Below are 22,017 nucleotides of genomic sequence, written 5' to 3'. Positions count from 1 at the left end.
GTTAAGTAATTATTTAGCGGCTAGACAAGTCGTAAATCAGATTGATAGTCAGTACTAGTAAGGTGGTATTGAAGACAAACGCGGTCATTCCTTGAATCATGGCCAAGTAACGCATTTTGGTGCTGGCAATATTCACATCTGCTGTTTGACAAGTCATCCCTAGGACCATGGAGAAGTAGAGGAAGTCAACATAGTTCGGATTCAGTGTGCTTGGAAAGAGTAGGGGCGGCTGTTTAGTCTTTTCAAGGGCTTGATAGTAGGCATGGGCATAGTGCAATGTAAAAGCCGTATGGATCAGAAACCAAGAGCTGATATAGGTCAGAAGTACTAATCCGATTTCCAGAATCGTGTTATTGATCATGAGGGATTTGACATCAATCATGATCATCACAATCACAACCAGGCTAGTGATTGAGCCAAGGAGTGTAGTCAAAAGAATAAATATGGCGCCATCATCTTCTTTTTCTGAAAGATGAGCGATATTTTCCTTGGTGGAAAAGTGCATCATCACAAACGTAGATAGAACATACAGGCTGGTTGCCACAATCCAAGACAGCGCTATCCGAACCATCGCTGATGGGATTAATGACAGCGTGAAAAAAGCGACTACTCCAGCAATGACAATAATCAGCAGGCGATGGCTAGCACTGAGATAATGCCAGCGCTGTGACCAATGGATGGATTTCATAGTAGCCCTAGTATGCCTTTAACGGCGACAATTATCGCAAATACCCGTTCTATATTTTGAAGTCAGGAGGATTTGAGATAATCAGTCTTAAATTATCCAAGGAGAGTGTGTTGCGCAAGAAAAAAACTGGTTGGGGCATGGTGTTGGGCGCCATATTTCTGATTATTGCCTGTATCGTGGCCTTTAACATGACCAAGCTACCCGAGAAAAATGTTTATTTTCCTGTAATACACACTCCTAGCGCTTAAGAGTTTGTATTAACCCATCCACTGACTAACTGGGGCTGCTGCATCTTGTAGCGGTTGAGAAATGATGTCAACCAAAGCAGGCTCCCCGCACTCAATTGCAGCCTTAATCGCGGCTTCCAGTTTTTGTGGATCATCCACTGTCCAAGAGCGCACTCCATACGCTTCCGCTACTTTGGCATGATTCGTGCGATTGAAGTCTACCGAGTAATAGCGCTCGTCATATCCTGCTTTTTGACTGGCTTTAATCCAGCCATAGACAGAATTTGAAATCACAATCATGAGTATGGGTAGCTTATAACGAGTAATTGTTTCCAGTTCACCCACAGTAAATCCAAAGCTACCATCACCCATGACTGCAACGCATTTGGATTGCGGTTGACCAACCGCAGCACCAATGGCTGCAGACATAGCAAATCCTAGGGCGCCATGCGCTCTATTTGTAATGAAGTGTCTGCCCGGAACATCACTCAGGAAGTAAGCAGAGAAGTAGGGACATGGCGTTCCTGGGTCTGCGCAGACAATCGCATCTTTTGGTAGAAGACGGTTCAGTGTATGAACAATTTTTTCAGGAAGAATGGGGGTGTCATTACTATTTGCCAGCTTTAGAAAAGATTCAAACTTGATCGCTTTAGCTTTCGCAACCACGGCTTTACCATCAATACAGTTTGCATTGCGTGATTGAATATTGGCTTTTAAGTCACGATAGAGTTGCTCGAGAGAGAGCTTCGCGTCACCAACCAGCCCAACTGCAGTGGGGTAATTCGCACCAATGGTTTCAGGATCAACATCTAAATGAATAATGGGGATCGATTTATTTGGGAAACGCCAATTTTCAGTAGTTGTTGAACCAGCACGGCAGGTAATAAAAAATACTAGGTCGGCAGCATTGACAACATCTCTAGTGGCCATGACGCCGCCATTAGCGCCAACCACACCAGCATTCAATGGATGCGTTCCGGCAAGACTGCCTTGACCACTCACAGTGGTACACACTGGAATGTTGAGCATTTCTGCAATGCTCTCCAGTATTTGTTCTGCGCCTGAATTAGTTACGCCGCCACCACAAATGAAAACCGGTGATTTTGCGGCCAAGATGAGCTTGGCTGCTTTTTCAATATCAGTGCTGTTAGCTACATAACGCTGAGCTGGATATTCGCAATGTTCTTTTTGTGCCCAAATATCACTCGCAGCAACAGGATGTTTTTGTACATCATGTGGCAAACAAATATGGGTGCTACCAGGCTTTCCAGTGGTCATTGCGCGGAAAGCGTTGCGGACAGCTGATGGAATTTGCTCTGCCAGATCAATGGTGGTATTCCATTTGGTTAATGGCGCATACAAAGCTTGTTGATCAAGCTCTGTTAATGGAAACTTGCCGCGAGAGGTAACGGGCACATCTGAGGTGATGCCCAATACTGGAATAGATGATTCATTAGCCTCTACTAAGCCTGGCAGAAGATAAGTTGCTCCACCACCACTAGGCCCTTCGCAAACCCCGATTTTATGAGTGACTCGTGCATAAGCATCTGCCATATAAGCAGCGCTGCGTTCATCCCTAGTTAGGATGTGCTGCATGCCATGATCCAGTCTTGCTAGGGCATCGTAAAACGGAAGACTGGTATCGCCGCACAAACCGAAGATATGCTTGACTTCATATTGCTCCAGCATGCGTACTAGGGCTTCAGCACCAGTAATCTTTTCACTCATATTAGTCATCTAAATTCAGTTTGGTTGCTTTAACAAATTGCTGCCAACGTTCAAATTCACGTTTTGCATATTTATCTAGAGTTGGGCCATCGCTAGCTTGAACATCAAAGCCACCTTGGGTTAGCTTAGTCTTCACTTCAGGATCGTTCAGCACTGCCTGAAAATCCGCTGTCAGTTTTTTAACAGTTGCGGCTGGCGTCTCTGCGGGTGCGAACGCACCAATCCAGGAGTAAGCCTCAAAGCCTGGATAGCCAGACTCTGCCACGGTTGGGGTCTTTGGTAACTCAGGGAGGCGCTGGGCTCCAGTGACAGCAAGTGGCTTGAGCTTATCAGCCTGAATTTGACCCTTAAGGGCTGCATAGCTCAAGAGGGTCAAGCTAGCAGTATTGCCAACAACAGCAGCGATTGCTGGGCCACCACCACCATAAGGAACGTGCAGCACGAAAATCCCTGCTTTACGTTTTAAGTCTTCCATAGCCAGTTGATTCAGAGAACCAACACCGGTTGAGGCATAACTAAAAAGACCAGGGTTCTTCTTTGCTGCTGCAATAAATTCAGACAGATTATTTCCTGGTACGGATGGGTTGGCAGCAATCACAAGCGGAAAGCGAACTAACAAACTAACACCTACAAAATCCTTAAAGGTGTCATAAGGGAGTTTGGATTTAACAATGGGGTTAATGGAGTGATTATCAAAGCTGATGAGCAAAGTATTTCCGTCGGGAGCTGATCGCGCAACGTATTGCGTAGCAATTTGGCTCGCAGCGCCCGGACGATTTTCAATGACTACCGGTCTGCCAATTCTTTCGGCCAGTTTGGTTTGGATTGTTCTGGCTGTGATGTCTGTGCTTCCACCGGGTGGAAAGGGCACAACTAAGGTCAAGGGCTTATCGCTCTGAGCGATAGCGATACCTGAGAGGGTGAGTGCCGCCAATGACAGCAAGAGGTATTTAGAGAATAAATTTAAAGTGATTTTCATAGTTAAGCCCTAGTGTTGGGTGCAAAAATGGTGATCGATAATGAAGTCTACAGGATCTGATGGAGATTGACTGAGGCGCGCATCTTGTATGAAAACACCTTGAGAGCTATCTACTGCTTGAATATGGAGCTCTATATTAGGGAGGGAAATCCGAATCCCAGTTGTGTCAGAAACGATGCTTTGTTTGGAAAGGTTGAGGAGTCTTTGAAAGGTAGCTGCAGTTTGACTAATATCGGGGCTAGCAAGGGTAATTAGGGGTAGATGGCCCATCTTATTTGGGTGAGAGAGCCATGCCTTTTGCCAAACATACTCAGGATTTAAGTGTTCACAAAAATAGATCCTGAGACCTGGAATAGGCTGCTCTGAAAAGCGGACCGTCTTAAATTGGACTAATACGGTTTCTCCCATAAATTCACCCTCGCGGGATAAATCTTGCACTGGGTTTACAGCAAACCCAGATGCTTTGAGATGGGAGTAGCAGGCATCAGCATCATCTGTACGAAACACTAGGGCATCCAAGCCAATCGCTTGGTTAGCGATTTCTGCCCTCTGGATGGGCTTGCCTTTTTCCCAGCCCAATAGTTCGATATAGCTCGAGTCCAGCATGATGAGGCGATTACTTGAGCCCAGGTTATGGTGAGCGAGCGGGGTTAAGTGAAAGCCTTGGCTCGTGAAGGTTTGGCTGAGCTCGCTCAGACTATCTCTACCCATGATCACGAGATGATCAAATAGGTATTCTGTGGGGTGGTTTGAACTCACGGAGAATGAAATAGCAATATCAAAAAATTATCATATACGATATTGGAAATACATAGGAGACCTCGTGAAAATTCAGACCATTCGTCGATCTTTATCCATTTTTACCTTGCTATCCCTTGGGCTTTTTGCAGGGGTATTTGGAGTGCATGCTCAAGGGGTGAAAGACTATCCCAATAAATCGATTACCTTGATTGTTCCATTTCCGCCGGGTGGGGCTACCGATGCACTTTCTAGAATCGTTGCGCAAAAGCTCTCTACTAACTTAGGTCAATCTGTCATTGTGGAAAATCATCCTGGTGCCGGGGGAACAATTGGCGCCACTATTGGAATGAGGGCGATTCCAGATGGTTACACGCTGTTGTTCACAACTAGCAGTACGCACTCCGTTGCACCTAGTTTTCCTAAAAAACTGCCTTACGATTCAGTAGCTGATTTCACGCCAATTGGTGGCGTAGCAGTCTCCCCCGCGATTTTGATGGTTACCAAAACCTTGCCCATCAAGACAGTGAAAGATTTAGTGCTTTATGCAAAAGCCCATCCAGGTGAATTGAACTATGCATCAAGTGGTGTTGGTACGGTTATTCAATTAAATGCTGAGGCTGTAAAAGCGCAGGCCGGAATCAATATGACGCATGTGCCTTATAAGGGTTCTGCGCTAGCAATGCCGGATTTAGTTTCTGGAAAAGTTCATATCTTATTTGACTCCATCGTTTCAAGTCTGCAGCCCGTAAAAGACGGAAAGCTAACGGCATTAGCTGTTGGCGGAGTGAAACGTTCCCCTCAATTGCCTGATATACCCACATTGGCTGAGGCTGGAAAAGATTATGGAATGGGTCAATTTGAATCTTCTACTTGGTTTGGATTGTATGGCCCCAAAAATCTGCCTCCAGAGATAGTAGCCAAACTCAATGCTGCCCTAAATAAAACAATCGAGTCACCAGATGTGATTGAGAGATTTGCGCAGGTTGGCGCAGAATCAACACCGGGCACTCCGGAGAAATTTGCCAATATGGTTGCCAGAGAGCGTGCACGCTGGAGTGCTTTAATTAAACAAGCACAAATCAATCCTGATTAAAAAGAACAAGAAGAAAAACGCCTATGAAATTCAACTGGAATAATCCTTACCCCACGATTCGTGTACCTGTCATGGGGCGAAATGTGGTTTCTACATCCCACCCCTTTGCCGCTCAAGCTGGTTTAAAGATTATTCAACAAGGAGGAAATGCAATTGATGCAGCAATTGCTACAGCTGCCGCTTTGATGATTGTGGAGCCAGTGTCGAATGGATTGGGTAGCGACTGTTTTGCGATTGTTTGGGATGGAAAAGAGCTGCATGGACTGAATGCTTCTGGCACTGCACCACAAGCATGGAATCCAGATTATTTCTCGAAAAAATATGGGACCGATGCCAGTGGTTTGGCAGACAGACCCAAGCGAGGTTGGGATTCGGTAACGGTGCCTGGCGCTCTAGCTGGTTGGGAAGAATTGCATAGACGGTTTGGATCATTGCCCCTGGGTGATCTATTACAGCCAGCCATTGAAATTGCTGAGCGTGGCTATGCCATGGCGCCAGTGGTGGCTCATAAGTGGGCTGCCGCCATTCCAGAATTAAGAGATCAACCCGGATTTGCCCAAGCTTTTATGCCTCATGGTCGGGCGCCAGAGATTGGAGAAATCTTTCGCTTTGAGGCAGCAGCGAAGACGCTCAAAAAACTAGCCAAGTCAGGTATTCGTGAGTTCTATGAGGGTGAGATTGCACAAGCAATTACCAATTACTCTAAGACGCATGGTGGCTCAATGACGCTAGAGGATCTTGCTAGCTATCGTCCTGATTGGGTTGGCACGATTCACCAGGAGATGAAGGCAGCAGATGGTAAGACCTACGCCATGCATGAGATACCTCCCAATGGCCAGGGTATAGGTGCTTTAATTGCTCTGGGGATCTTGCAACATTTTGATCTAGCAAGCTTGCCAGTAGATGGCGTACAAAGTCAGCACTTGCAAATAGAGGCAATGAAATTGGCTTTTGCAGATGTGTACCAATATGTTGCTGATCCACGTTCCATGCAAGTAACACCTGAGCAGATGTTAGATCCTGCTTATTTAGCGCAGCGTGCCAAGCTCATCAATCCAAACAAGGCAACCCACTTTCCATTCGGCTTGCCACAATCCGGTGGAACAATTTATCTATCCGCAACGGATGAAAAGGGGCGCATGATTTCTTTCATTCAAAGTAACTATATGGGCTTTGGTTCAGGTGTAGTTGTTCCGGATTGGGGTGTGAGTTTGCAGAACAGAGGATTTGGTTTCTCAATGGATCCAAAGTCGGCAAACGTAGTTGCTGGTGGTAAGCGTCCTTTTCACACCATCATTCCTGCATTTTTAACTCGCAAAGAGGGCGATACCTGGTTGCCACAAATGAGCTTTGGTGTGATGGGCGGAGATATGCAGCCTCAAGGCCATCTACAAACTGTTCTGCGGATGTTGTCTTATCGTCAGCAGCCACAGGCAGCTTGTGATGCGCCCCGCTGGAAAGTCAACCGTGACTTCAGCCTCGATGTGGAAGCCAATATGAATGCTGCAACAGTTCAGGGCTTATCAGATCTAGGCCATACCTTGAAGAAAATTGATGATCCCTATATGGATTTTGGTGCAGGGCAATTTATCTGGAGACTGTCGGACGATATTGAGGACGGCTATATCGCAGCAAGCGATCCAAGACGTGATGGGCAGGCGGCTGTTTATTAACGGCCCTATTGATTACTTAATGAGCTTTAAGTTTTTAGCGCCTTTACCAGTCATCGTAGATGTTGTTCGATAGTGCTCAAGTAGTAATTGTTGTGCAGATGCTATATCACCATTAATTGCTGCTTGGAAAATAGCAATATGTTCAGCATGATGATCGCGTCTACCAAAATTTTTACTTGCAGCTACTTGACGATAGCGGTAGCTTTCAGTGCTTAAGGTTTCACTAAACTCTTTCAGCCATCTTGAGGATGCATTTTCTAGTAGAGTCTTGTGAAACTCTTTATGAAGGCTCTCCCATTCTGGGTTTGCATTATGTTCTTTGGTTTCTAGTGATCTAGGTGTTCGCGATAATTTATGTATCAGCAGAGCCAATTTACTTTCCCAATCATCGGTTCTATTTTGAATAGACTCTTCAAGCGCTTTTCCCTCAATGAAACAGCGAGTTTCGGTTAGGGCATCCAACTCTTCCCAATGCAATGGGGCCACATTAAATCCACGCTGGTCACTTCTAGAAACTAATCCCTCAGCAGACAGACGATTGAGCGCTTCTCGTAAAGGGCTAGCGCCGGTGGAATAGTGATTTGAGAGCTCTTCGATTTTGAGCTTTTGGTCTGCCTGAAGGCGGCCTTGCAGAATATCTGCCTTGAGCTGGTCATAAACCTCGCTGGCCCGTGTAGTGGCGGGTACTAGGCGGAGAGTCGCATTTTGCTTGGGTTTGCTGGTCATGAACTTTGTATTATAAATATCGATATTTTCATGATAATATAAAAATATCGATATTTAAAGGGGTATGAGGTATGGCCGAAAAGCTAGTTGCAAGTCACTCAAGTCTTACTTTGGCAGATGCTGACCAAATCATTGATGAAGCCCTGAAATTACGTCTAAAGCATCATCTCTTGCCGCTTGCAGTGGTAGTACTTGATTCAGGTGGTCATGTAGTTTCCTTTAAGCGAGAGGACGGTTGCGGCATCCTACGTCATGACATTGCCATTGGTAAAGCATGGGCATCCTTAGGTATGGGAATGCCCACAAGACACATTAGAGATAGATTGGCAAATAGACCCACTTTCCAGGCAGCCTTATCTGCTGCTTCAGGCGGAAGATTTATACCAACACCGGGCGGCGTTTTGATTGTGAATGAACAAGGCTCAGCAATTGGTGCTGTAGGTATTAGCGGGGATGCATCTGATAAAGATGAGTATTGTGCAATCGAGGCTATCAAATTGGTTGGCTTCGTTGCGGAGCCACCGATGCCTGCAGAAAATTGGAATGATGGACAGTTATAAGGAGTCATGATGAAACTAATTCAATCAGCTATATGCGTACTGGCATCCTGTTTTGTAATCTCTACGGGGGTGGCGCAGACAACAGCAACGTATCCTACTAAACCCATTCGACTGGTAGTTCCTTTTCCTGCAGGTGGTCCCACAGATCAATTTGCAAGGCAATATGCGCAATCGCTATCCGCTCAGCTTGGTAAACCTGTTGTAGTAGATAACAAGAGTGGCGCTAGCGGAGCGATAGGTAGTCTCGAGGTTAAAAACAGTGCCGCCGATGGCTATACCTTGCTCTTTGGCACGGCATCTACGCATGTGCTTTATGGCTTAATGACGCCAAAACCTCAGTACGATTCCATTAAAGACTTTACTGAAATTGCAGTTGTTGGGGATGCGCCTATTGTGTTTGCGGTAAGCCCTGGAACTAAGGGAGGCTTTAAAGAATTAATTGAGTATGCGCGCCTGAATCCAGGAAAGTTGCAATATGGTTCTGCTGGGGAAGGCACTTATCTTCATATTGTTGGTGAAAGATTGAAATATGAAGTGGGTAACTTAGATATACAGCATATACCTTTTAGGGGAAGCGCCCAATCAATTCCGGCATTGATTGGTGGTCAAGTAAATATGACGGTTGACACCCTTGGGTCTTTAATCAATCAACATCGTGCAGGTAAATTAAAAATCGTCGCCATTGCCGCTACAAAACGATCTCCTTTGATACCAGATGTTCCAACGGTCAATGAAGTGACTGGATTAAAAGACTTTCAAGCTGCCTTATGGAATATTGTTTCTGCGCCAGAGGGGCTATCGCCGGAGATTGCGAATATTTTGATCCTTGCAACCGACAAGGCTTTATCAGATCCCGCCTTGCTTGAGAAGCTAGCGTCAATATCGATTCAGCCGATTAACAACATTACCGGCGTAAAAGCAACTGCATTCATTGCAAAAGAATTGGTTAGCTTGCGACCAGTAGTGCAGTCTATTGCAGTCAAAAAAGATTAACTTAAGGGGTCAATATGCGTTTGTTTAGCTATAAAAATAAGAAAAATGAAAGAGGCATTGGCGTTCTTTGCGCTAAAGATTCAGAGCAATTTGTTGATTTATGTGCAACCGATCCGAGTATTCCGAATAGCCTTTTAAGTTTTATAGAAAGCGATGCTAGTCTTGGTAAAGCAAAGCAAGCATTAAGCAATCCCAATGCAGTCATTCGTAATTTGAGTGAGATTCAATTTGAGACCTTAATTGATCGACCTGGAAAAATTGTCTGCATGGGTTTGAATTACGCAGATCATGCAAAAGAGGGTGGCAATGCAAGGCCTGAGTACCCTAGCTTCTTTATGAGAGGTCCAAGCTCATTAGCGGCTCACAATGCACCACTCATTAGGCCAGCAGTGTCTGATAAGTTAGATTACGAAGCAGAACTCGCATTCATTGTGGGAAAACGTGCACGTAATCTCACAAGAGAAAATGCCCTGGACTGTATTGCTGGCTATAGCGTATTTAATGATGGCAGCATCCGTAACTATCAACGTAAAACTACCCAATGGACGATAGGTAAGAATTTTGATCAAACAGGTGGGTTTGGCCCATGCTTAGTCACGCCAGATGAGCTTCCTCCTGGTGCACATGGCTTACAAATTCAGTCACGCCTAAATGGGGTCGTTATGCAAAATGCCAATACCAAAGACTTTTTATGGGATGTTGCTGAAACCATTGTGTTGATTACAGAATGCATGACTTTGGAGCCTGGCGATGTGGTGATTACCGGAACGCCAGCGGGTGTAGGGTATGCAAGAACGCCGCCTGTCTTTATGAAGCCAGGAGATGTTTGTGAAATTGAAGTTGAAGGCCTTGGAATCTTGACTAACACTATCAAAGATGAGTAAACATGAAAATATCCATAAAAAAAGTATTTTGGATGGTTCTTGGGCTGGCTTTTTGCATAGGCGCCCAAGCACAAACCTACCCTCAAGGACCCGTGAAATTGGTTGTACCTTTGACGCCAGGGTCTGGCGCTGACACTGCTGCCAGAATAGTTGCCAAGTACCTGAATAAAGTCTGGCAGCAACCTGTTGTTGTCGAAAACAAACCGGGTGCTGGTGGATTGATTGGCACTGGTGCTGTATCTAATGCGGAGGCGAATGGACAAACCTTGTTATTTCAGTCAGTCACTTTTGCAACCAATCCTGCGACTTATAAAAAGTTACCCTACGATTTGGCTAAGCCGATGGTAAATATTGCCTATGTGGGTGATACCCCCTATGTCATGGTGACATCGCCTGATGGGCCTTACAAATCAATCAAAGATATTATTGCTGCGGCTAAAGCAAAGCCAGGAGAGATTCCCTTTGCGTCGGTGGGTGTGGGCAGCTCTACTCACTTTGCTGCTGAGTATTTTATTCAGGCAGCTGGGATTAAGATGAATCATATTCCTTTAAAAGGTGGCCCTGAAGCAATACAAGAGGTTATGTCAGGTCGCATTGCCTTTTGTATGGCATCTTTAAGTACTGCTCTTGGGCAAATTAAAGGTGGCAAGTTATTGGCACTCGGTGTTGCGAGTAAGAATCGCTCTCCAGCTGCCACTGATATTCCTACGATTGCAGAACAGGGCTTCCCCAATTTTGATATGAGCCTATGGTTTGGTATGTGGGCGCCATATGGAACCCCTACAGCAATTGTGCAAAAAGTGAATGGCGATTTAGCAAAGGCAATGCAAGATCCAGAGGTGCGTGAGGCTTATGCAAAAGTTGGCATTGAGCCAAAACAAATGTCGGCAGAAGAGTTTAATAAGTTTGTAAAAGAAGAAGTTTCAAGGTATCAAAAAATTGCAACAAATGCACAAATCGAATTGCAATAGTTAAAAGGAGAAACGATGTCAAATAAGCAAAATGTAACTCGCCGTAATGCTATTAAGTTAGGCTTGGGCGCGACTGTCTTAGGTGCCTCTGGTGTTGGGCATGCACAAGAGAAGGGAGTGAAAACACCTTTTCCTGTAGGGCAGGTATTAATCCCGATTGCTGGAAGCGATCAAGAGTTTCCTGTTCGTCGCATTTACTGTATTGGTCGTAACTATGCAGCTCATGCAAGAGAGATGGGATCGGATCCAACTCGTGAGCCACCATTCTTTTTTCAGAAGCCAACGGATGCGGTTCAGTTTGTAGCTCCCACTAAGATTGTTGATCATCCTTATCCTAGCCTCACTAAAAATTACCACTATGAAGTGGAATTGGTTGCAGCGCTCAACAAGGGTGGCAAAAATATCCCTGTAGATAAGGCCTTAGAGCATGTCTATGGTTACGCTTTAGGTCTTGATATGACGCGTAGGGATTTGCAGCGCTTCATGGGTGATCAGAAGAAGCCTTGGGAAATTGGTAAATCGTTTGATCGTTCGGCTCCTATAGGTCCAATCTTTCCGGTAGCGAAAACAGGGCACTTCACCAAGGGCAATATTGAGCTTTCCGTCAATGGGGTAGTCAAGCAAAAGGCCGATTTGAGTCAAATGATTTGGTCGGTAGCAGAACAAATCTCTAAGCTTTCTGAAGCAAATGAATTGTTCCCTGGCGACATTATTTATTCAGGCACGCCTGAGAATGTTGGACCAGTAGTCAGAGGTGACGTTATTCGTTGCCAGATTGTTGGGCTACCTGATCTCTCAATCAAGATCGTGTAATGCAATAGCGGGCTCCTAGGAGCCCGCTAAGTTCTTGAATAGGTAAGCCTTAAGGGCGTATTACTCTAGCTGGATTTTCTTCATAAGGTGGTGAGTAAATCACCAACAGTTTTACTGGCTCATCACTGATCACAGTAAAAACATGCATGGCATCGGCAGGGAAAAAACAGGCATCGCCTGGCCCCATTTCACAAACTTCCCCATTGACTTCTGCTCTTGCGCGACCCTCTAGCATGTAGCAGACTTGTTCAATCCCTGGGTGTGCGTGAGGCAGGGCGCCTTTCCCTTTTTCAATCGTGCCATGTAGTACTTCAAGCTGTTTTGCACCTACGGTTTCTGTGCCAATAATTCTGCGGTTCACAGTGCCCAAATGATTTGCTGGATGATAGCCTTCTACCTCTCCTGCTTTAACAAAGTAACGTGACTTAGTTGCGCTCATTTTTACTCTCTCAATCGAGTTAATAGGATTTTGGAAGACCCAAGACCTTCTCAGCAATAAAGCAAAGGATGAGTTGTGGACTCACGGGAGCTAGGCGGGGAATCCAAGACTCTCGAAGGTATCGTTCCACATGGTATTCCTTGGCATAGCCCATACCGCCGTGGGTCATGATGGCGTTTTCACAAGCATGAAAGCAGGCTTCTGCTGCAAGGTACTTGGCTGCATTCGCTTCAGCTGCACAGGACTCTTGATTGTCATAAAGACTGGCCGCCTTAAAGACCATCAAGTTGGCAGCCTCTAACTCCATCCAAGATTTGGCAAGGGGATGTTGAATGCCTTGGTTTTGACCAATGGGTCTATCAAATACGATTCGCTCTTTGGCATAGAGCGCGCCTCTTGCTAGCGCAGCTTGCCCAAGACCAATAGCCTCTGCTGCAATCAAAATTCTTTCGGGATTCAGACCGTGCAAAATATAAGAGAATCCTTTGCCCTCTTCACCAATTAGATCTTCACTCGGAATTTTGAGCTTATCAATAAAGACTTCGTTTGAATCAACACACTTACGACCCATCTTCTCAATTTCTCTGACATCAATACAGGAGCGATCAAGATCGGTATAAAACAATGACAAGCCTTCGGTTCCCTTAGCATCCTCAATAGGCGTAGTACGGGCTAAGAGCAGAATTTTGTTGGCAACCTGAGCGGTAGAGATCCAAATTTTTTGGCCGCTCACTACATAGTGATCACCTTGTTTCACTGCCTTGGTTGATAGCTTTAGAGTATTCAGGCCTGCATTGGGTTCTGTGACGCCAAAACAAGCGCGATCTTCTCCAGCGATCAAGGGTGGTAGCCAACGTTGCTTTTGCTCATCTGATCCGAACACCACAACTGGATGTAAGCCAAAAATATTCATATGGACTGCAGAGGCTCCCGATAGGCCAGCCCCAGTTCCTGAAATCGTACGCATCATCAGTGCTGCTTCAGTAATACCAAGGCCAGCCCCACCATATTCCTGGGGCATTGCAATTCCTAGCCATCCAGCATCGGCTAAGGCTTTATGAAAGTCAAAGGGGAAGTCACCAGACTGATCCTTCTTAAGCCAATACTCTGCATCAAAAGGTTTGCAGAGTTTTTCAATGGCATCGGCAATTTGCATCTGTTCTGGTGAAAACTGAAAATTCATTTTTTACTTCCAGTACGAATTAATGCCTCAATCGCATCTTCTGCATAGCCTAAGCCTCTTAAAATCTCAGCAGTATGTTGGCCAAGATTGGGAGCGGGGCTCAAGTCTTCTTTTGCTGGAGTCTCTGACCAAGATACTGGGCTTTTCATGACCCGAATTTGTCCTTCGCTGGGATGATTCTCTGTGTAAATGAAAGATTTACTATTGAGATGCTCATCATTGATCAAATCATCGATTGAATTCATCGCTTGATTGGGTAGATCATATTGGTCGAGTAGTTTATGCCATTGCGCAGTAGTGCGCGTCTTCATAATAGATTCAACTTCTCTGTACACCAGGTCAATATTGTTTGCTCGGTTGACATGGGTGCAGAAGATTTCTTCTTGAAGACGCTCAGGCTGACCAATGGCTTCAAAAAAGCTTTTCCAATGCTTGTCGTTATAGATCAGTATGGAGATATAACCATCCTGAGTTGCATACGGCTTGCGATAGGGAGACAGAAGGCGAGCATATCCAGATTTCCCAATGGGGGGAATAAAGGATTCACCACCTAGGTGATCACCCAAAATAAATTGCGCAATGGATTCAAACATTGGCACCACAATATGTTGGCCTTTGCCAGTTTTTTCTCTGGCATACAAGGCAGAGGTGACTGCGTAGACTGAATGCAGTCCAGTGACCCGATCGCCCAAAGTGGTTGGTGCGTAGCGGGGTTCGTGGATTCCATATTGCTGCATTAGCCAAGGTACACCAGCAGCACCTTGAATCAAGTCATCGTAGGCAGGTTTATCGGCATAGGGGCCATCTAATCCAAAGCCGGAACATGAAACGTAAATGATCTTCTCATTTACTTTCTTTAAATCTTCATAGCCCAAGCCTAAGCGATCTAATGCTTGAGGTCTGATATTGGAAATAAAAACATCGACTGTTTTGGCAATATCAATCGCTGCTTGTTTGGAGTCTGGATCTTTTAAATCCAGAACAATACTTTTTTTACCTCGATTGGCTTGCAGGAAGATGTGACCCATCTTAGGATTTTTCATCGGGCCGACATCACGCATATTGTCGCCGTCAGGGGTCTCAATCTTGATAATCTCAGCGCCCATAGACGCCAAAATTTGGGTTGCAAAGGGCCCCAAGATCACCGCGGTTAAATCTAAGATACGAACGCCTGCTAATGGGCCCATCACATTCCTTAATATTGTATTAATTAATTAATTTCTGACTTAATGCCAGATTGAATGATTAACTTACCCCAAAAAGCCATTTGATCGCTGACATATTGGGCAAAATCTTGTGGGTTTTTGGATGGCCAAACTACAAATCCAAGCTGTGCCAATTTAGCTTGCACCTCTTTGTCCTTTAATGCCTCTTGAATAGCCGCATTGACTTTATCAACGATGGGTTTTGGAAGATTGGCCGGACCAAACACGCCATTCCATGACACCACATCAAAACCTTGAATGGTTTTAGCAATCGGTGGAACGTTTGGTAGTTGGGCATATGGCCTGTTGCCAGTTAAACCAATCGGACGTACTTTGCCTGCCTTAATCATGCCCATGCCTGATCCAGTATCTACAACATAAACCTGAATTTGGTTGCCGATCAAATCCGTTAATGCTTGTGGGCTTGATTTGTATGGAATTTGGGTCATGCCGATCTTGGTTAAGTACATGATCGTTTCAGTGGTGACCAATGATGTGCTATTGGGTGTGCCATAGGATAATTTGCCTGGATTTGCTTTAGCGTAATCAATCAGCTCTTGAACAGTCTTCACAGGCAAGTCGTTATTAACAGTAAGCACAAATGGCAGTTCGCCAACTCGTGCAATCGGTGTGAAATCCTTGATCGGATCGTATTTCAGATTTTGAAATAAATAAGGATTTGCAGAGTGAGATGTATTGGTTGTCATTAGTAAGGTATATCCATCCGGCTTAGCGGAAGCGACTAACTGTGCACCGATTTGTGCGCTAGCACCCGGTTTGTTTTCAACAATGACAGGTTGACCTAAGATGCTACCCATTTTGGTGGCCATGATCCGCGCTACTGCATCTGTGCCGCTACCAGCTGCAAAGGGAACTACCAAATTAATATTGGAAGAGGGGTAGCTCTGAGCTGCACAGTGAAGGGAGCTAGCAGCCAGTGCAGCCGCTAGTACTTTGAGTAATTTATTCATCTTGATCTCCTATTGAATTTTTGCTGCAATTGCTCGACCAACACGTGATGCATTGGTTTTGCCAGTTGCTTTTGTTATGTAATCACCAATTTTGACAGTAGCATCAAAGTCTATCCCAGTTTCAATACCTAAGCCCTTGAGCATGTATAAGACATCTTCCGTTGCGACATTGCCAGTGGCGCCCTTGGCATAGGGGCAACCGCCCAAGCCTGCAATAGAAGAGTGAAAAATGCTGACGCCGGTTTGAAGAGCTGCGTATATATTGGCCAGAGATTGTCCATAGGTGTCATGGAAATGTCCGGAAAATTGGGTTTTAGGTGCGATGGTAAAAAGACTTTCAAATACGCTGGCAACTTGACCTGGAGTGCCTACTCCAATAGTGTCGGCAATATCAATCTCATCGCAACCCAAGTCCATCATGCGTTTAGCAACTTCGACCACCTCGGCAGGTGTTACTGATCCTTGGTAGGGGCATCCAAATGAACAGGAGATGCTTCCCCGAATGCGAATGCCATCTTGTTTTGCTGCTTTTGCAACCGGGATAAAGCGCTCAACGGACTCAGTGATGCTGCAATTAATATTTTTCTGAGCAAACGCTTCTGAGGCCGCAGAGAAGATGACGATCTCATCCGCTTTGGCTGTTAGAGCCCCTTCATACCCTTTCATATTGGGAGTGAGTACGGAGTAAATGGTTCCAGGTTTGCGTGCAATGGCAGCCATCACTTCACTGCTGCCAGCCATTTGTGGAATCCATTTGGGAGAAACAAAAGAGGCTGCTTCAATATTCGGAAAACCTGCATGTGACAGTCGATTGATTAATTCAACTTTGATCTCGATTGGCACAAACTCTTTTTCATTTTGCAGGCCATCTCTAGGTCCAACCTCAACAATCTTGACCTTTTGAGGAAGGTTAGGTGATGACTTCATTTGCTTTTCTCGAGAAAGGCCTTCATGCGCGCTTGAGCCTCATCACTAGTTCTAATATTGGCAATACGCTCTACAGTATCTTCAAGTAGGGCAGGTGTAATAGCTTGCTGTGATATATCTCGCACAATCTTTTTACAGGCCATGACCGCCATAGGACCGTTACTCAGTATGGCTTGGCAGATTTCATCCACTTTGCTATCTAAGGCATCGGGATCAACTAACTCATGTACAAATCCCATTTCTTTTCCATGGGCGGCAGTGAAGATTTCTGCTGTTACAAAATATCTGCGGGATGCTTGTTCACCTAATGCGCGAATGACATAAGGCGCAATCGTGGCTGGGAGTAAGCCTAATTTTGCTTCAGAGATACAAAAGCGAACTTGATTAGAGGCAACCAAGATATCGCAAACTGAGGCTAAACCAACTCCACCTGCATAAGCATCACCTTGTACTTTGGCAATGACCGGTTTAGGGCATGCGTAAATGGTATTGAGCATGAATGCCATCTTCCGAGAGTCAGCAATATTCTCTTCTTTAGTGAAATTGGCCATACTTTTCATCCAATTGAGATCGGCACCCGCACAAAAACTTTTCCCATTGGCTTGCAGCACAATCACGCGGCAACGCTCATCAGAACCCAGCTTGGTAAAAATGTCTTGCAGCTCAGCAATTAAGCCTTCATTGAAAGCATTTCGGACTTCTGGTCGATTGAGGGTGACGCGGACGATGTCCTCACCTTCAACAGTCAGATATTGATAAGAAGAGGGGGTGTTGGTAGTCAAATGCAGTCTCCAGTTTCTTTATTTTTTCTTTAATTTACTGGAAACGCAGGCTTAGGGGGAAATTCAGGGTCTGTGCCCAGATGGAATATGGCTCTTAGCTATCTTTGAACCAAGTCCATTTCACAGTGTTTTGCTATGTTCAACTGCATTTGGGGCGTTCCAGGCTTGAATGAGTTGCGCCATAGTGCTTGTACAGATAAGTAGAGATATTAAAAAGCTCGGAATATTTTTTTAATTGAATTCTTTGCTAATGGATTGATAAATTTTAATTACATTTAGGTTGGCGCAACACCTTTCGAAAAAGGGTTCTTTGGGGTAATCCCTTAATCTCGGTAGCTTTTGAATTCTATTTACCGCTTGCGGGATTGTTTAATATAAGAACGTGAGTCTTTTCCATCAAGTCATTTAACTTGGGTTGTATCTATGTTCGCCAGTGAATCACTTCGTATTTATTTGATGACCTCCGGTTTGCTGTTTTGGTTTTTATTAGTTTGCATGCTGGTGATGATAGAGATAGGTTGGAAGGTGGGCTTGCACTTCTCTCGCAAATACGGCATTAAAAAAATTGATGCGGCCGATACATTTTTAGCAGCCATTTTTGGACTATTGGCCTTGCTAATCGCACTGACCTTCTCAGGCGCATCAGATCGGTTTGATAAAAGACGTGATTTGATCACTCAAGAGGTGAGTGCTCTCGGAACCGCCTATCAATCAGTTGATCTATTGGCAAAAAACAATCAACCCCAGATCAGAGAGCTATTTAAAAAATACATCGATTCTCGAATTAATTTATATAAAGATAACGATACGCTCTCTGAGTTGCATTTAGAGAAAAAAGTTGCTCTCCACAATGCTGTTGGAGATGAGATTTGGAAAGCAGTTGTGCGGGCAGTTGAAGACACTGCTTATCCGCAAAAGTTAGTTGCAGCTCAAATATTGCCCGAACTCTCTGATATGTTCACGGCTTCAGAAAATCAGCGCCTTTCCAGTAAATTTCATCCACCACCGGTTGTGATGCAGTCCCTCATATTGCTAACTTTCATAGGAGCTCTCATTGCAGGATATAACATGGGAATTGAAAATAAGAGGGATTGGCTCTTGACTATTATTTTTGTTGTCCTAATGGCTGGAACGATCTACGTCATCATGGAGTTTGAGTATCCCCGGCTTGGAAAAGTCTCGCTGAATGATTTTGATATGGAACTAGTTAATCTGAGAGAGTCGATGTAGCCACCACTTGAGTAAATCATGCTTCTACTGGTATTTCTCTATGGCAAGCATTAAAAACGAGAGTAGATTGGTATCAGTATTCATGAACAAGGAGCTTATATGGCCAAGAGTCCATTTGATGTAAACGCCCTTCCGGGGCAGGAAAAGCTGATAAGAGCCACGAAAGAGGCTAACACGGTTGCCATGGAAAGCGCGCAAGCTATCAACCAAATTAATCAACAGGCTGCTCAAGAGTTGGCTATTTTGGTGCAAAAACGGGTTGCTGAATTAATGAAAACTCAGGATCCTCGGAGTGCATTTGATTATGTGCATGCAGAGGTATTACAAGATGATGCTAAAGAAGTCTCTCAATATCACCAGAAGCTCCTCAAAGTTCTCAATCAGGGTAACAAGGAATTGGCTGATATTGCTGAATCCATGATTGAAGAATCCAAAGCGGATCTCATTCACTTTGTAAACCATGCCACTAATAACGCGCCTGCGGGAAGTGAGGCATATGTGTCAGTATTTAAGACCTCATTTAATACTGCACTACAAAACTTTGAATTGATTCGAGCAGCGATGGCTGACTCATTCTCGAATTTTGAAAAGAGTGTAGAGGGTGTTGCTAAGCACTCTAATAGCGAAAAGAGTTCTTAGTACTTATTCTGAAATTCCAGGGCGGTTTTGATGGTTTGAAAATGAATCTGTACAGTCGATTCGATTTCTTTACCATAGCCGCCCGCCATCGATAGTGCGATTGGCAAATTTCTATTAAGAGCGTATTGCAGAACAGTCTCATCTCTGAGTCGCATTCCTGCGCTACTAATCTTCAATCGCCCAAGACGATCGCCTTCATGTGGATCTGCCCCTGCCAGAAAAATCAGGCTATCAGGCCGAAATCTCCTATCTAATTGATCTAGGCAATTTTCTAGGGCCTTTAGATAGGTTTGATCTTCACACTCATCAGCCAATCCAAAGTCGAGATCACTTACTTCTTTTTGAAAAGGAAAATTGTTCTCACCATGAATCGAGAGGGTAAAAATAGATGAATCCTGTTGCAGAATAGATGCGGTGCCATTGCCCTGATGAACATCCAAATCAATAATCGCAATTTTCAATTTAGAGCTCACTTCTTTCTGTAGGGCTCTTGCTGCAATAGCGGAGTCATTAAAGACGCAAAAGCCAGAGCCCATATCTCGATAAGCATGATGTGTGCCACCTGCTAAATTGACTGCTATTCCTTCAGACATCGCGGCTTTACATGCAGCTACTGTCGCTCCTGCAGATCTGCGGGATCGTTCCACCATCCTCTCGCTCCAGGGAAAGCCGATCTCTCTTTGTTCCTTTGGGCTTAAATTACCTTGAATGATGTTGATCAGGTATTGAGGATCATGGGCATACAGAATTTGAGTATCACTCGCTGCAGGCGCCTCAACAAGTTCAATGCCATCTAACGCGCCAACTAAGTTCCGGAGTTTGGAATACTTTTCCATTGGAAAGCGATGACCGCTTGGCAGCGGCAAAACAAAATGGTCGGTATAGAACGCTTTCACTCTTGAATCGAGTATTGCTCTAATACATTCAAAGGCACAACCTCAAGTGCTTTGATATTGGTGCTTTCGAGTTTAATGAGGGGCGCACAGTCTGCTTGGGCTGCTTCAACCCAGCGATTAATGCAAAGACACCATTGATCACCCGCAAGCAAACCAGGAAAGCGGTATTCAGGTCTAGGTGTGATCAGGTCATTGCCTTTAGCAAGGCTAAATTGCAGAAACTCATCGCTTACTACTGCGCAAACTAAATGGCTTCCGCTATCTTCTTCATTAGTTTTACAGCAGCCATCCCGAAAAAATCCTGTTAGTGGCTCAAAGGAGCAGGGAACTAAGGGTTGCCCCAATACATTTAGTGCTACATCATTTTGCATAAAAGCCCTCTTCTGAGTAATAGATACCAGTTTATTGAAATAAGCTTAAACTTGCTGAATGCGGAGTATGGGTAGCTCAATGTTAGATATGCCCCCTTGGAAGACTATGAAACAATTTCTGCTATCTCTTGTTGTACTGTTAAGTTTGCTTAGCTCGACGAGCTTTGCTCGTGATGCAACTCATATTAATAATGCGTTTGGTTCCGCTAGACTGCAAGGCGCTGGAAAACTGACTTGGTGGGGTCTTGATGTGTACGACGCCACTCTGTATCGCGCTGGCAATCTCAATTCTCCGGAATTTGCCCTGGACCTGCGATATCAAAAGTCCTTCACTGGAATATCAATTGCTAATCGAACCACTGAAGAGATGAAGAAGCTTGGCATACCAGATATGCAAGCTGTTCTGTGGGGTAAAGAGTTGGCAAGCTTTTTGCCTAATGTGGAATCGGGTCAAGCCTTAACTGCAATCTACACCCCCAAACAAGGCACACTGTTTTACTTTGATGGTAAACAGATTGCCCAGGTTAGAGGAGCAGATTTTTCTAAAGCCTTTTTTAGCATATGGCTCGATCCCAAAACCAGTGCGCCGAAATTACGTAGCGAACTTCTTGGACAAAATTGTCCGCCCCCACTCATTAGCGAAGGTTGTTAAGCGATGAAACTGAATGTATATAAATTAGCTTTGTTGGTACTGACGAGCGTGTTGCTGAGCGCTTGTTCTGGTCCAAAGATTTCTCAATACGCCAATGAGAAACCAGTTTTAGATTTAAGTGAGTATTTCTCGGGGACGATTGATGCCTACGGTATTTTTACAGATCGCAGTGGCGCAGTAGTGAAGAGATTCACTGTCTTGATTCAGGCGAACTGGACTATGGTTGATGGCAAGAAAGTGGGAGTCTTAGACGAAAGCTTTGAGTACTCTGATGGCACCAAGCAAAAAAGAATTTGGAAGTTGACTGAAGTTGCTCCAGGCAAATATGTAGGCAGGGCTGATGATGTTGTAGGGGATGCTTTGGGAGAGTCAGCAGGTAATGCCCTAAATTGGGCCTATACCTTGGCTTTGCCAGTAGACGGAACTATTTATAACGTCCAGTTTGATGATTGGATGTATCTCGTGACTCCAAAGGTCATGATTAATAAGGCTCAGATGAGCAAGTTTGGGATTAATTTAGGCGAAGTCACACTCAGTTTCTATAAGCGCTAAACAGAAGTCATCAATTTATGTCACACTTTCCCCTGCGGGGCAGTCTGAGCAAGGCTGTAGTCTTTGCCAACTGCACAATTTCTAATAAAAAATC

25 protein-coding genes are annotated in these 22,017 nt (G+C 44.7%); 12 read left to right on the top strand and 13 right to left on the bottom strand.

All coding sequences use genetic code 11. The features are described from left to right. Positions 1-13: 13 nt before the first annotated feature. The gene (locus tag ICN41_RS02750; RefSeq protein WP_216291258.1) at positions 14-688 is read right to left on the bottom strand and encodes a DUF1345 domain-containing protein; all 675 of its coding nucleotides are present in this window, start codon (positions 686-688) and stop codon (positions 14-16) included. A 110-nt stretch (positions 689-798) separates the two neighbouring features. Here ICN41_RS02750 and ICN41_RS02745 point away from each other — a divergent pair, with 110 nt between their 5' ends. Then, the gene (locus ICN41_RS02745) at positions 799-936 is read left to right on the top strand and encodes a hypothetical protein (RefSeq protein ID WP_216291257.1); all 138 of its coding nucleotides are present in this window, start codon (positions 799-801) and stop codon (positions 934-936) included. A 9-nt stretch (positions 937-945) separates the two neighbouring features. Here the strand turns inward: ICN41_RS02745 and ICN41_RS02740 are convergent, their stop codons facing one another. From ICN41_RS02740 to ICN41_RS02730, 3 genes are read right to left on the bottom strand one after another with little or no spacing between them, the layout of a single operon-like run. Then, positions 946-2,643 carry a thiamine pyrophosphate-binding protein gene (locus tag ICN41_RS02740; protein ID WP_216291256.1) on the bottom strand — a complete coding sequence of 566 codons (1,698 nt, stop codon included), beginning with the start codon at positions 2,641-2,643 and terminating at the stop codon, positions 946-948. 1 nt (position 2,644) lies between these two features. Continuing rightward, entirely contained in the window at positions 2,645-3,622 is a 978-nt protein-coding gene (locus tag ICN41_RS02735) for a tripartite tricarboxylate transporter substrate binding protein (protein WP_216291255.1), read from the bottom strand. A gap of 9 nt (positions 3,623-3,631) precedes the next feature. After that, positions 3,632-4,381 carry a VOC family protein gene (locus tag ICN41_RS02730; RefSeq protein WP_216291254.1) on the bottom strand — a complete coding sequence of 250 codons (750 nt, stop codon included), beginning with the start codon at positions 4,379-4,381 and terminating at the stop codon, positions 3,632-3,634. Positions 4,382-4,445: 64 nt separating this feature from the next. On the opposite strand from ICN41_RS02730, the gene ICN41_RS02725 reads away from it, so the two are divergent. Then, on the top strand, positions 4,446-5,456 hold the full coding sequence (locus ICN41_RS02725; protein WP_216291253.1) for a tripartite tricarboxylate transporter substrate binding protein: 1,011 nt from the start codon (positions 4,446-4,448) through the stop codon (positions 5,454-5,456). A 23-nt stretch (positions 5,457-5,479) separates the two neighbouring features. Next, positions 5,480-7,129: a gamma-glutamyltransferase family protein gene (locus ICN41_RS02720; RefSeq protein ID WP_216291252.1), complete on the top strand. Its 1,650-nt coding sequence runs from the start codon at positions 5,480-5,482 to the stop codon at positions 7,127-7,129. Positions 7,130-7,141: 12 nt separating this feature from the next. Here the strand turns inward: ICN41_RS02720 and ICN41_RS02715 are convergent, their stop codons facing one another. Further along, positions 7,142-7,855 carry a GntR family transcriptional regulator gene (locus ICN41_RS02715; protein WP_216291251.1) on the bottom strand — a complete coding sequence of 238 codons (714 nt, stop codon included), beginning with the start codon at positions 7,853-7,855 and terminating at the stop codon, positions 7,142-7,144. Positions 7,856-7,926: 71 nt separating this feature from the next. Between ICN41_RS02715 and ICN41_RS02710 the strand changes: the two genes are divergently transcribed. The 5 genes from ICN41_RS02710 to ICN41_RS02690 are packed head-to-tail and all read left to right on the top strand — an operon-like array spanning position 7,927 to position 12,076. Then, complete coding sequence (locus ICN41_RS02710) at positions 7,927-8,415, top strand: heme-binding protein (RefSeq protein WP_216291250.1); 489 nt, start codon at positions 7,927-7,929, stop codon at positions 8,413-8,415. Positions 8,416-8,424: 9 nt separating this feature from the next. Continuing rightward, positions 8,425-9,408, top strand: coding sequence for a tripartite tricarboxylate transporter substrate binding protein (locus ICN41_RS02705; protein WP_216291249.1), 984 nt, complete (start codon positions 8,425-8,427; stop codon positions 9,406-9,408). A 14-nt stretch (positions 9,409-9,422) separates the two neighbouring features. Then, complete coding sequence (locus ICN41_RS02700; RefSeq protein ID WP_216291248.1) at positions 9,423-10,292, top strand: fumarylacetoacetate hydrolase family protein; 870 nt, start codon at positions 9,423-9,425, stop codon at positions 10,290-10,292. 2 nt (positions 10,293-10,294) lie between these two features. After that, positions 10,295-11,263 (top strand): tripartite tricarboxylate transporter substrate binding protein, encoded by a 969-nt coding sequence (locus tag ICN41_RS02695; RefSeq protein WP_216291247.1) that lies wholly within the window; start codon positions 10,295-10,297, stop codon positions 11,261-11,263. 15 nt (positions 11,264-11,278) lie between these two features. Next, positions 11,279-12,076, top strand: coding sequence for a fumarylacetoacetate hydrolase family protein (locus ICN41_RS02690; RefSeq protein ID WP_216291246.1), 798 nt, complete (start codon positions 11,279-11,281; stop codon positions 12,074-12,076). Between the two features lie 49 nt (positions 12,077-12,125). Here the strand turns inward: ICN41_RS02690 and ICN41_RS02685 are convergent, their stop codons facing one another. Genes ICN41_RS02685 through ICN41_RS02660 form a run of 6 tightly spaced genes read right to left on the bottom strand, consistent with a single transcriptional unit; the run spans position 12,126 to position 17,583 of the window. Continuing rightward, positions 12,126-12,515 carry a cupin domain-containing protein gene (locus ICN41_RS02685; RefSeq protein ID WP_216291245.1) on the bottom strand — a complete coding sequence of 130 codons (390 nt, stop codon included), beginning with the start codon at positions 12,513-12,515 and terminating at the stop codon, positions 12,126-12,128. 19 nt (positions 12,516-12,534) lie between these two features. After that, complete coding sequence (locus tag ICN41_RS02680; RefSeq protein WP_216291244.1) at positions 12,535-13,698, bottom strand: acyl-CoA dehydrogenase family protein; 1,164 nt, start codon at positions 13,696-13,698, stop codon at positions 12,535-12,537. After that, positions 13,695-14,885, bottom strand: coding sequence for a CaiB/BaiF CoA-transferase family protein (locus ICN41_RS02675; protein WP_216291243.1), 1,191 nt, complete (start codon positions 14,883-14,885; stop codon positions 13,695-13,697). Before ICN41_RS02675 ends, ICN41_RS02680 begins: the two co-directional genes overlap by 4 nt. 23 nt (positions 14,886-14,908) lie before the next feature. After that, positions 14,909-15,874, bottom strand: coding sequence for a tripartite tricarboxylate transporter substrate binding protein (locus ICN41_RS02670; protein WP_216291242.1), 966 nt, complete (start codon positions 15,872-15,874; stop codon positions 14,909-14,911). A gap of 9 nt (positions 15,875-15,883) precedes the next feature. Further along, on the bottom strand, positions 15,884-16,801 hold the full coding sequence (locus ICN41_RS02665; protein ID WP_216291241.1) for a hydroxymethylglutaryl-CoA lyase: 918 nt from the start codon (positions 16,799-16,801) through the stop codon (positions 15,884-15,886). Continuing rightward, positions 16,798-17,583 (bottom strand): enoyl-CoA hydratase/isomerase family protein, encoded by a 786-nt coding sequence (locus ICN41_RS02660; RefSeq protein WP_370629080.1) that lies wholly within the window; start codon positions 17,581-17,583, stop codon positions 16,798-16,800. The genes ICN41_RS02665 and ICN41_RS02660 overlap by 4 nt, the downstream gene beginning before the upstream one ends. Positions 17,584-18,006: 423 nt before the next feature. On the opposite strand from ICN41_RS02660, the gene ICN41_RS02655 reads away from it, so the two are divergent. Continuing rightward, positions 18,007-18,813, top strand: a complete 807-nt coding sequence (locus tag ICN41_RS02655; RefSeq protein WP_216291240.1) for a hypothetical protein — start codon at positions 18,007-18,009, stop codon at positions 18,811-18,813. A gap of 99 nt (positions 18,814-18,912) precedes the next feature. Further along, positions 18,913-19,452, top strand: a complete 540-nt coding sequence (locus tag ICN41_RS02650) for a phasin family protein (RefSeq protein WP_216291239.1) — start codon at positions 18,913-18,915, stop codon at positions 19,450-19,452. On the opposite strand, the gene ICN41_RS02645 is transcribed toward ICN41_RS02650, so the two are convergent. Both ICN41_RS02645 and ICN41_RS02640 read right to left on the bottom strand, forming a co-directional pair. Beyond that, a complete protein-coding gene (locus ICN41_RS02645) occupies positions 19,449-20,348 on the bottom strand; it encodes a histone deacetylase (protein ID WP_216291238.1) in 900 nt (299 codons plus the stop codon). The two genes, ICN41_RS02650 and ICN41_RS02645, sit on opposite strands and share 4 nt — an antisense overlap. After that, positions 20,345-20,719 carry a DUF2237 family protein gene (locus ICN41_RS02640; RefSeq protein ID WP_216291237.1) on the bottom strand — a complete coding sequence of 125 codons (375 nt, stop codon included), beginning with the start codon at positions 20,717-20,719 and terminating at the stop codon, positions 20,345-20,347. The genes ICN41_RS02645 and ICN41_RS02640 overlap by 4 nt, the downstream gene beginning before the upstream one ends. A gap of 106 nt (positions 20,720-20,825) precedes the next feature. Here ICN41_RS02640 and ICN41_RS02635 point away from each other — a divergent pair, with 106 nt between their 5' ends. Both ICN41_RS02635 and ICN41_RS02630 read left to right on the top strand, forming a co-directional pair. Continuing rightward, the gene (locus ICN41_RS02635; protein ID WP_216291236.1) at positions 20,826-21,371 is read left to right on the top strand and encodes a chalcone isomerase family protein; all 546 of its coding nucleotides are present in this window, start codon (positions 20,826-20,828) and stop codon (positions 21,369-21,371) included. 3 nt (positions 21,372-21,374) lie between these two features. Continuing rightward, positions 21,375-21,923 (top strand): DUF3833 domain-containing protein, encoded by a 549-nt coding sequence (locus ICN41_RS02630; protein WP_216291235.1) that lies wholly within the window; start codon positions 21,375-21,377, stop codon positions 21,921-21,923. Positions 21,924-22,017: the final 94 nt, after the last annotated feature.

The organism is Polynucleobacter sp. 15G-AUS-farblos (assembly GCF_018882445.1).
Classification (GTDB): Bacteria; Pseudomonadota; Gammaproteobacteria; order Burkholderiales; family Burkholderiaceae; genus Polynucleobacter.
The sequence above is the reverse complement of the archived record's forward strand: the minus strand, read 5'-3'. Positions and strand labels throughout refer to the sequence as shown.

Excerpts from the sequence above, each read along its gene's own strand:
- ICN41_RS02750 (WP_216291258.1), bottom strand. The coding sequence starts at position 688 with ATGAAATCCATCCATTGGTCACAGCGCTGGCATTATCTCAGTGCTAGC.
- ICN41_RS02740 (WP_216291256.1), bottom strand. The coding sequence starts at position 2,643 with ATGAGTGAAAAGATTACTGGTGCTGAAGCCCTAGTACGCATGCTGGAG.
- ICN41_RS02735 (WP_216291255.1), bottom strand. The coding sequence starts at position 3,622 with ATGAAAATCACTTTAAATTTATTCTCTAAATACCTCTTGCTGTCATTG.
- ICN41_RS02720 (WP_216291252.1), top strand. The coding sequence starts at position 5,480 with ATGAAATTCAACTGGAATAATCCTTACCCCACGATTCGTGTACCTGTC.
- ICN41_RS02715 (WP_216291251.1), bottom strand. The coding sequence starts at position 7,855 with ATGACCAGCAAACCCAAGCAAAATGCGACTCTCCGCCTAGTACCCGCC.
- ICN41_RS02710 (WP_216291250.1), top strand. The coding sequence starts at position 7,927 with ATGGCCGAAAAGCTAGTTGCAAGTCACTCAAGTCTTACTTTGGCAGAT.
- ICN41_RS02705 (WP_216291249.1), top strand. The coding sequence starts at position 8,425 with ATGAAACTAATTCAATCAGCTATATGCGTACTGGCATCCTGTTTTGTA.
- ICN41_RS02700 (WP_216291248.1), top strand. The coding sequence starts at position 9,423 with ATGCGTTTGTTTAGCTATAAAAATAAGAAAAATGAAAGAGGCATTGGC.
- ICN41_RS02695 (WP_216291247.1), top strand. The coding sequence starts at position 10,295 with ATGAAAATATCCATAAAAAAAGTATTTTGGATGGTTCTTGGGCTGGCT.
- ICN41_RS02690 (WP_216291246.1), top strand. The coding sequence starts at position 11,279 with ATGTCAAATAAGCAAAATGTAACTCGCCGTAATGCTATTAAGTTAGGC.
- ICN41_RS02685 (WP_216291245.1), bottom strand. The coding sequence starts at position 12,515 with ATGAGCGCAACTAAGTCACGTTACTTTGTTAAAGCAGGAGAGGTAGAA.
- ICN41_RS02680 (WP_216291244.1), bottom strand. The coding sequence starts at position 13,698 with ATGAATTTTCAGTTTTCACCAGAACAGATGCAAATTGCCGATGCCATT.
- ICN41_RS02675 (WP_216291243.1), bottom strand. The coding sequence starts at position 14,885 with ATGGGCCCATTAGCAGGCGTTCGTATCTTAGATTTAACCGCGGTGATC.
- ICN41_RS02670 (WP_216291242.1), bottom strand. The coding sequence starts at position 15,874 with ATGAATAAATTACTCAAAGTACTAGCGGCTGCACTGGCTGCTAGCTCC.
- ICN41_RS02665 (WP_216291241.1), bottom strand. The coding sequence starts at position 16,801 with ATGAAGTCATCACCTAACCTTCCTCAAAAGGTCAAGATTGTTGAGGTT.
- ICN41_RS02655 (WP_216291240.1), top strand. The coding sequence starts at position 18,007 with ATGTTCGCCAGTGAATCACTTCGTATTTATTTGATGACCTCCGGTTTG.
- ICN41_RS02650 (WP_216291239.1), top strand. The coding sequence starts at position 18,913 with ATGGCCAAGAGTCCATTTGATGTAAACGCCCTTCCGGGGCAGGAAAAG.
- ICN41_RS02640 (WP_216291237.1), bottom strand. The coding sequence starts at position 20,719 with ATGCAAAATGATGTAGCACTAAATGTATTGGGGCAACCCTTAGTTCCC.
- ICN41_RS02635 (WP_216291236.1), top strand. The coding sequence starts at position 20,826 with ATGAAACAATTTCTGCTATCTCTTGTTGTACTGTTAAGTTTGCTTAGC.
- ICN41_RS02630 (WP_216291235.1), top strand. The coding sequence starts at position 21,375 with ATGAAACTGAATGTATATAAATTAGCTTTGTTGGTACTGACGAGCGTG.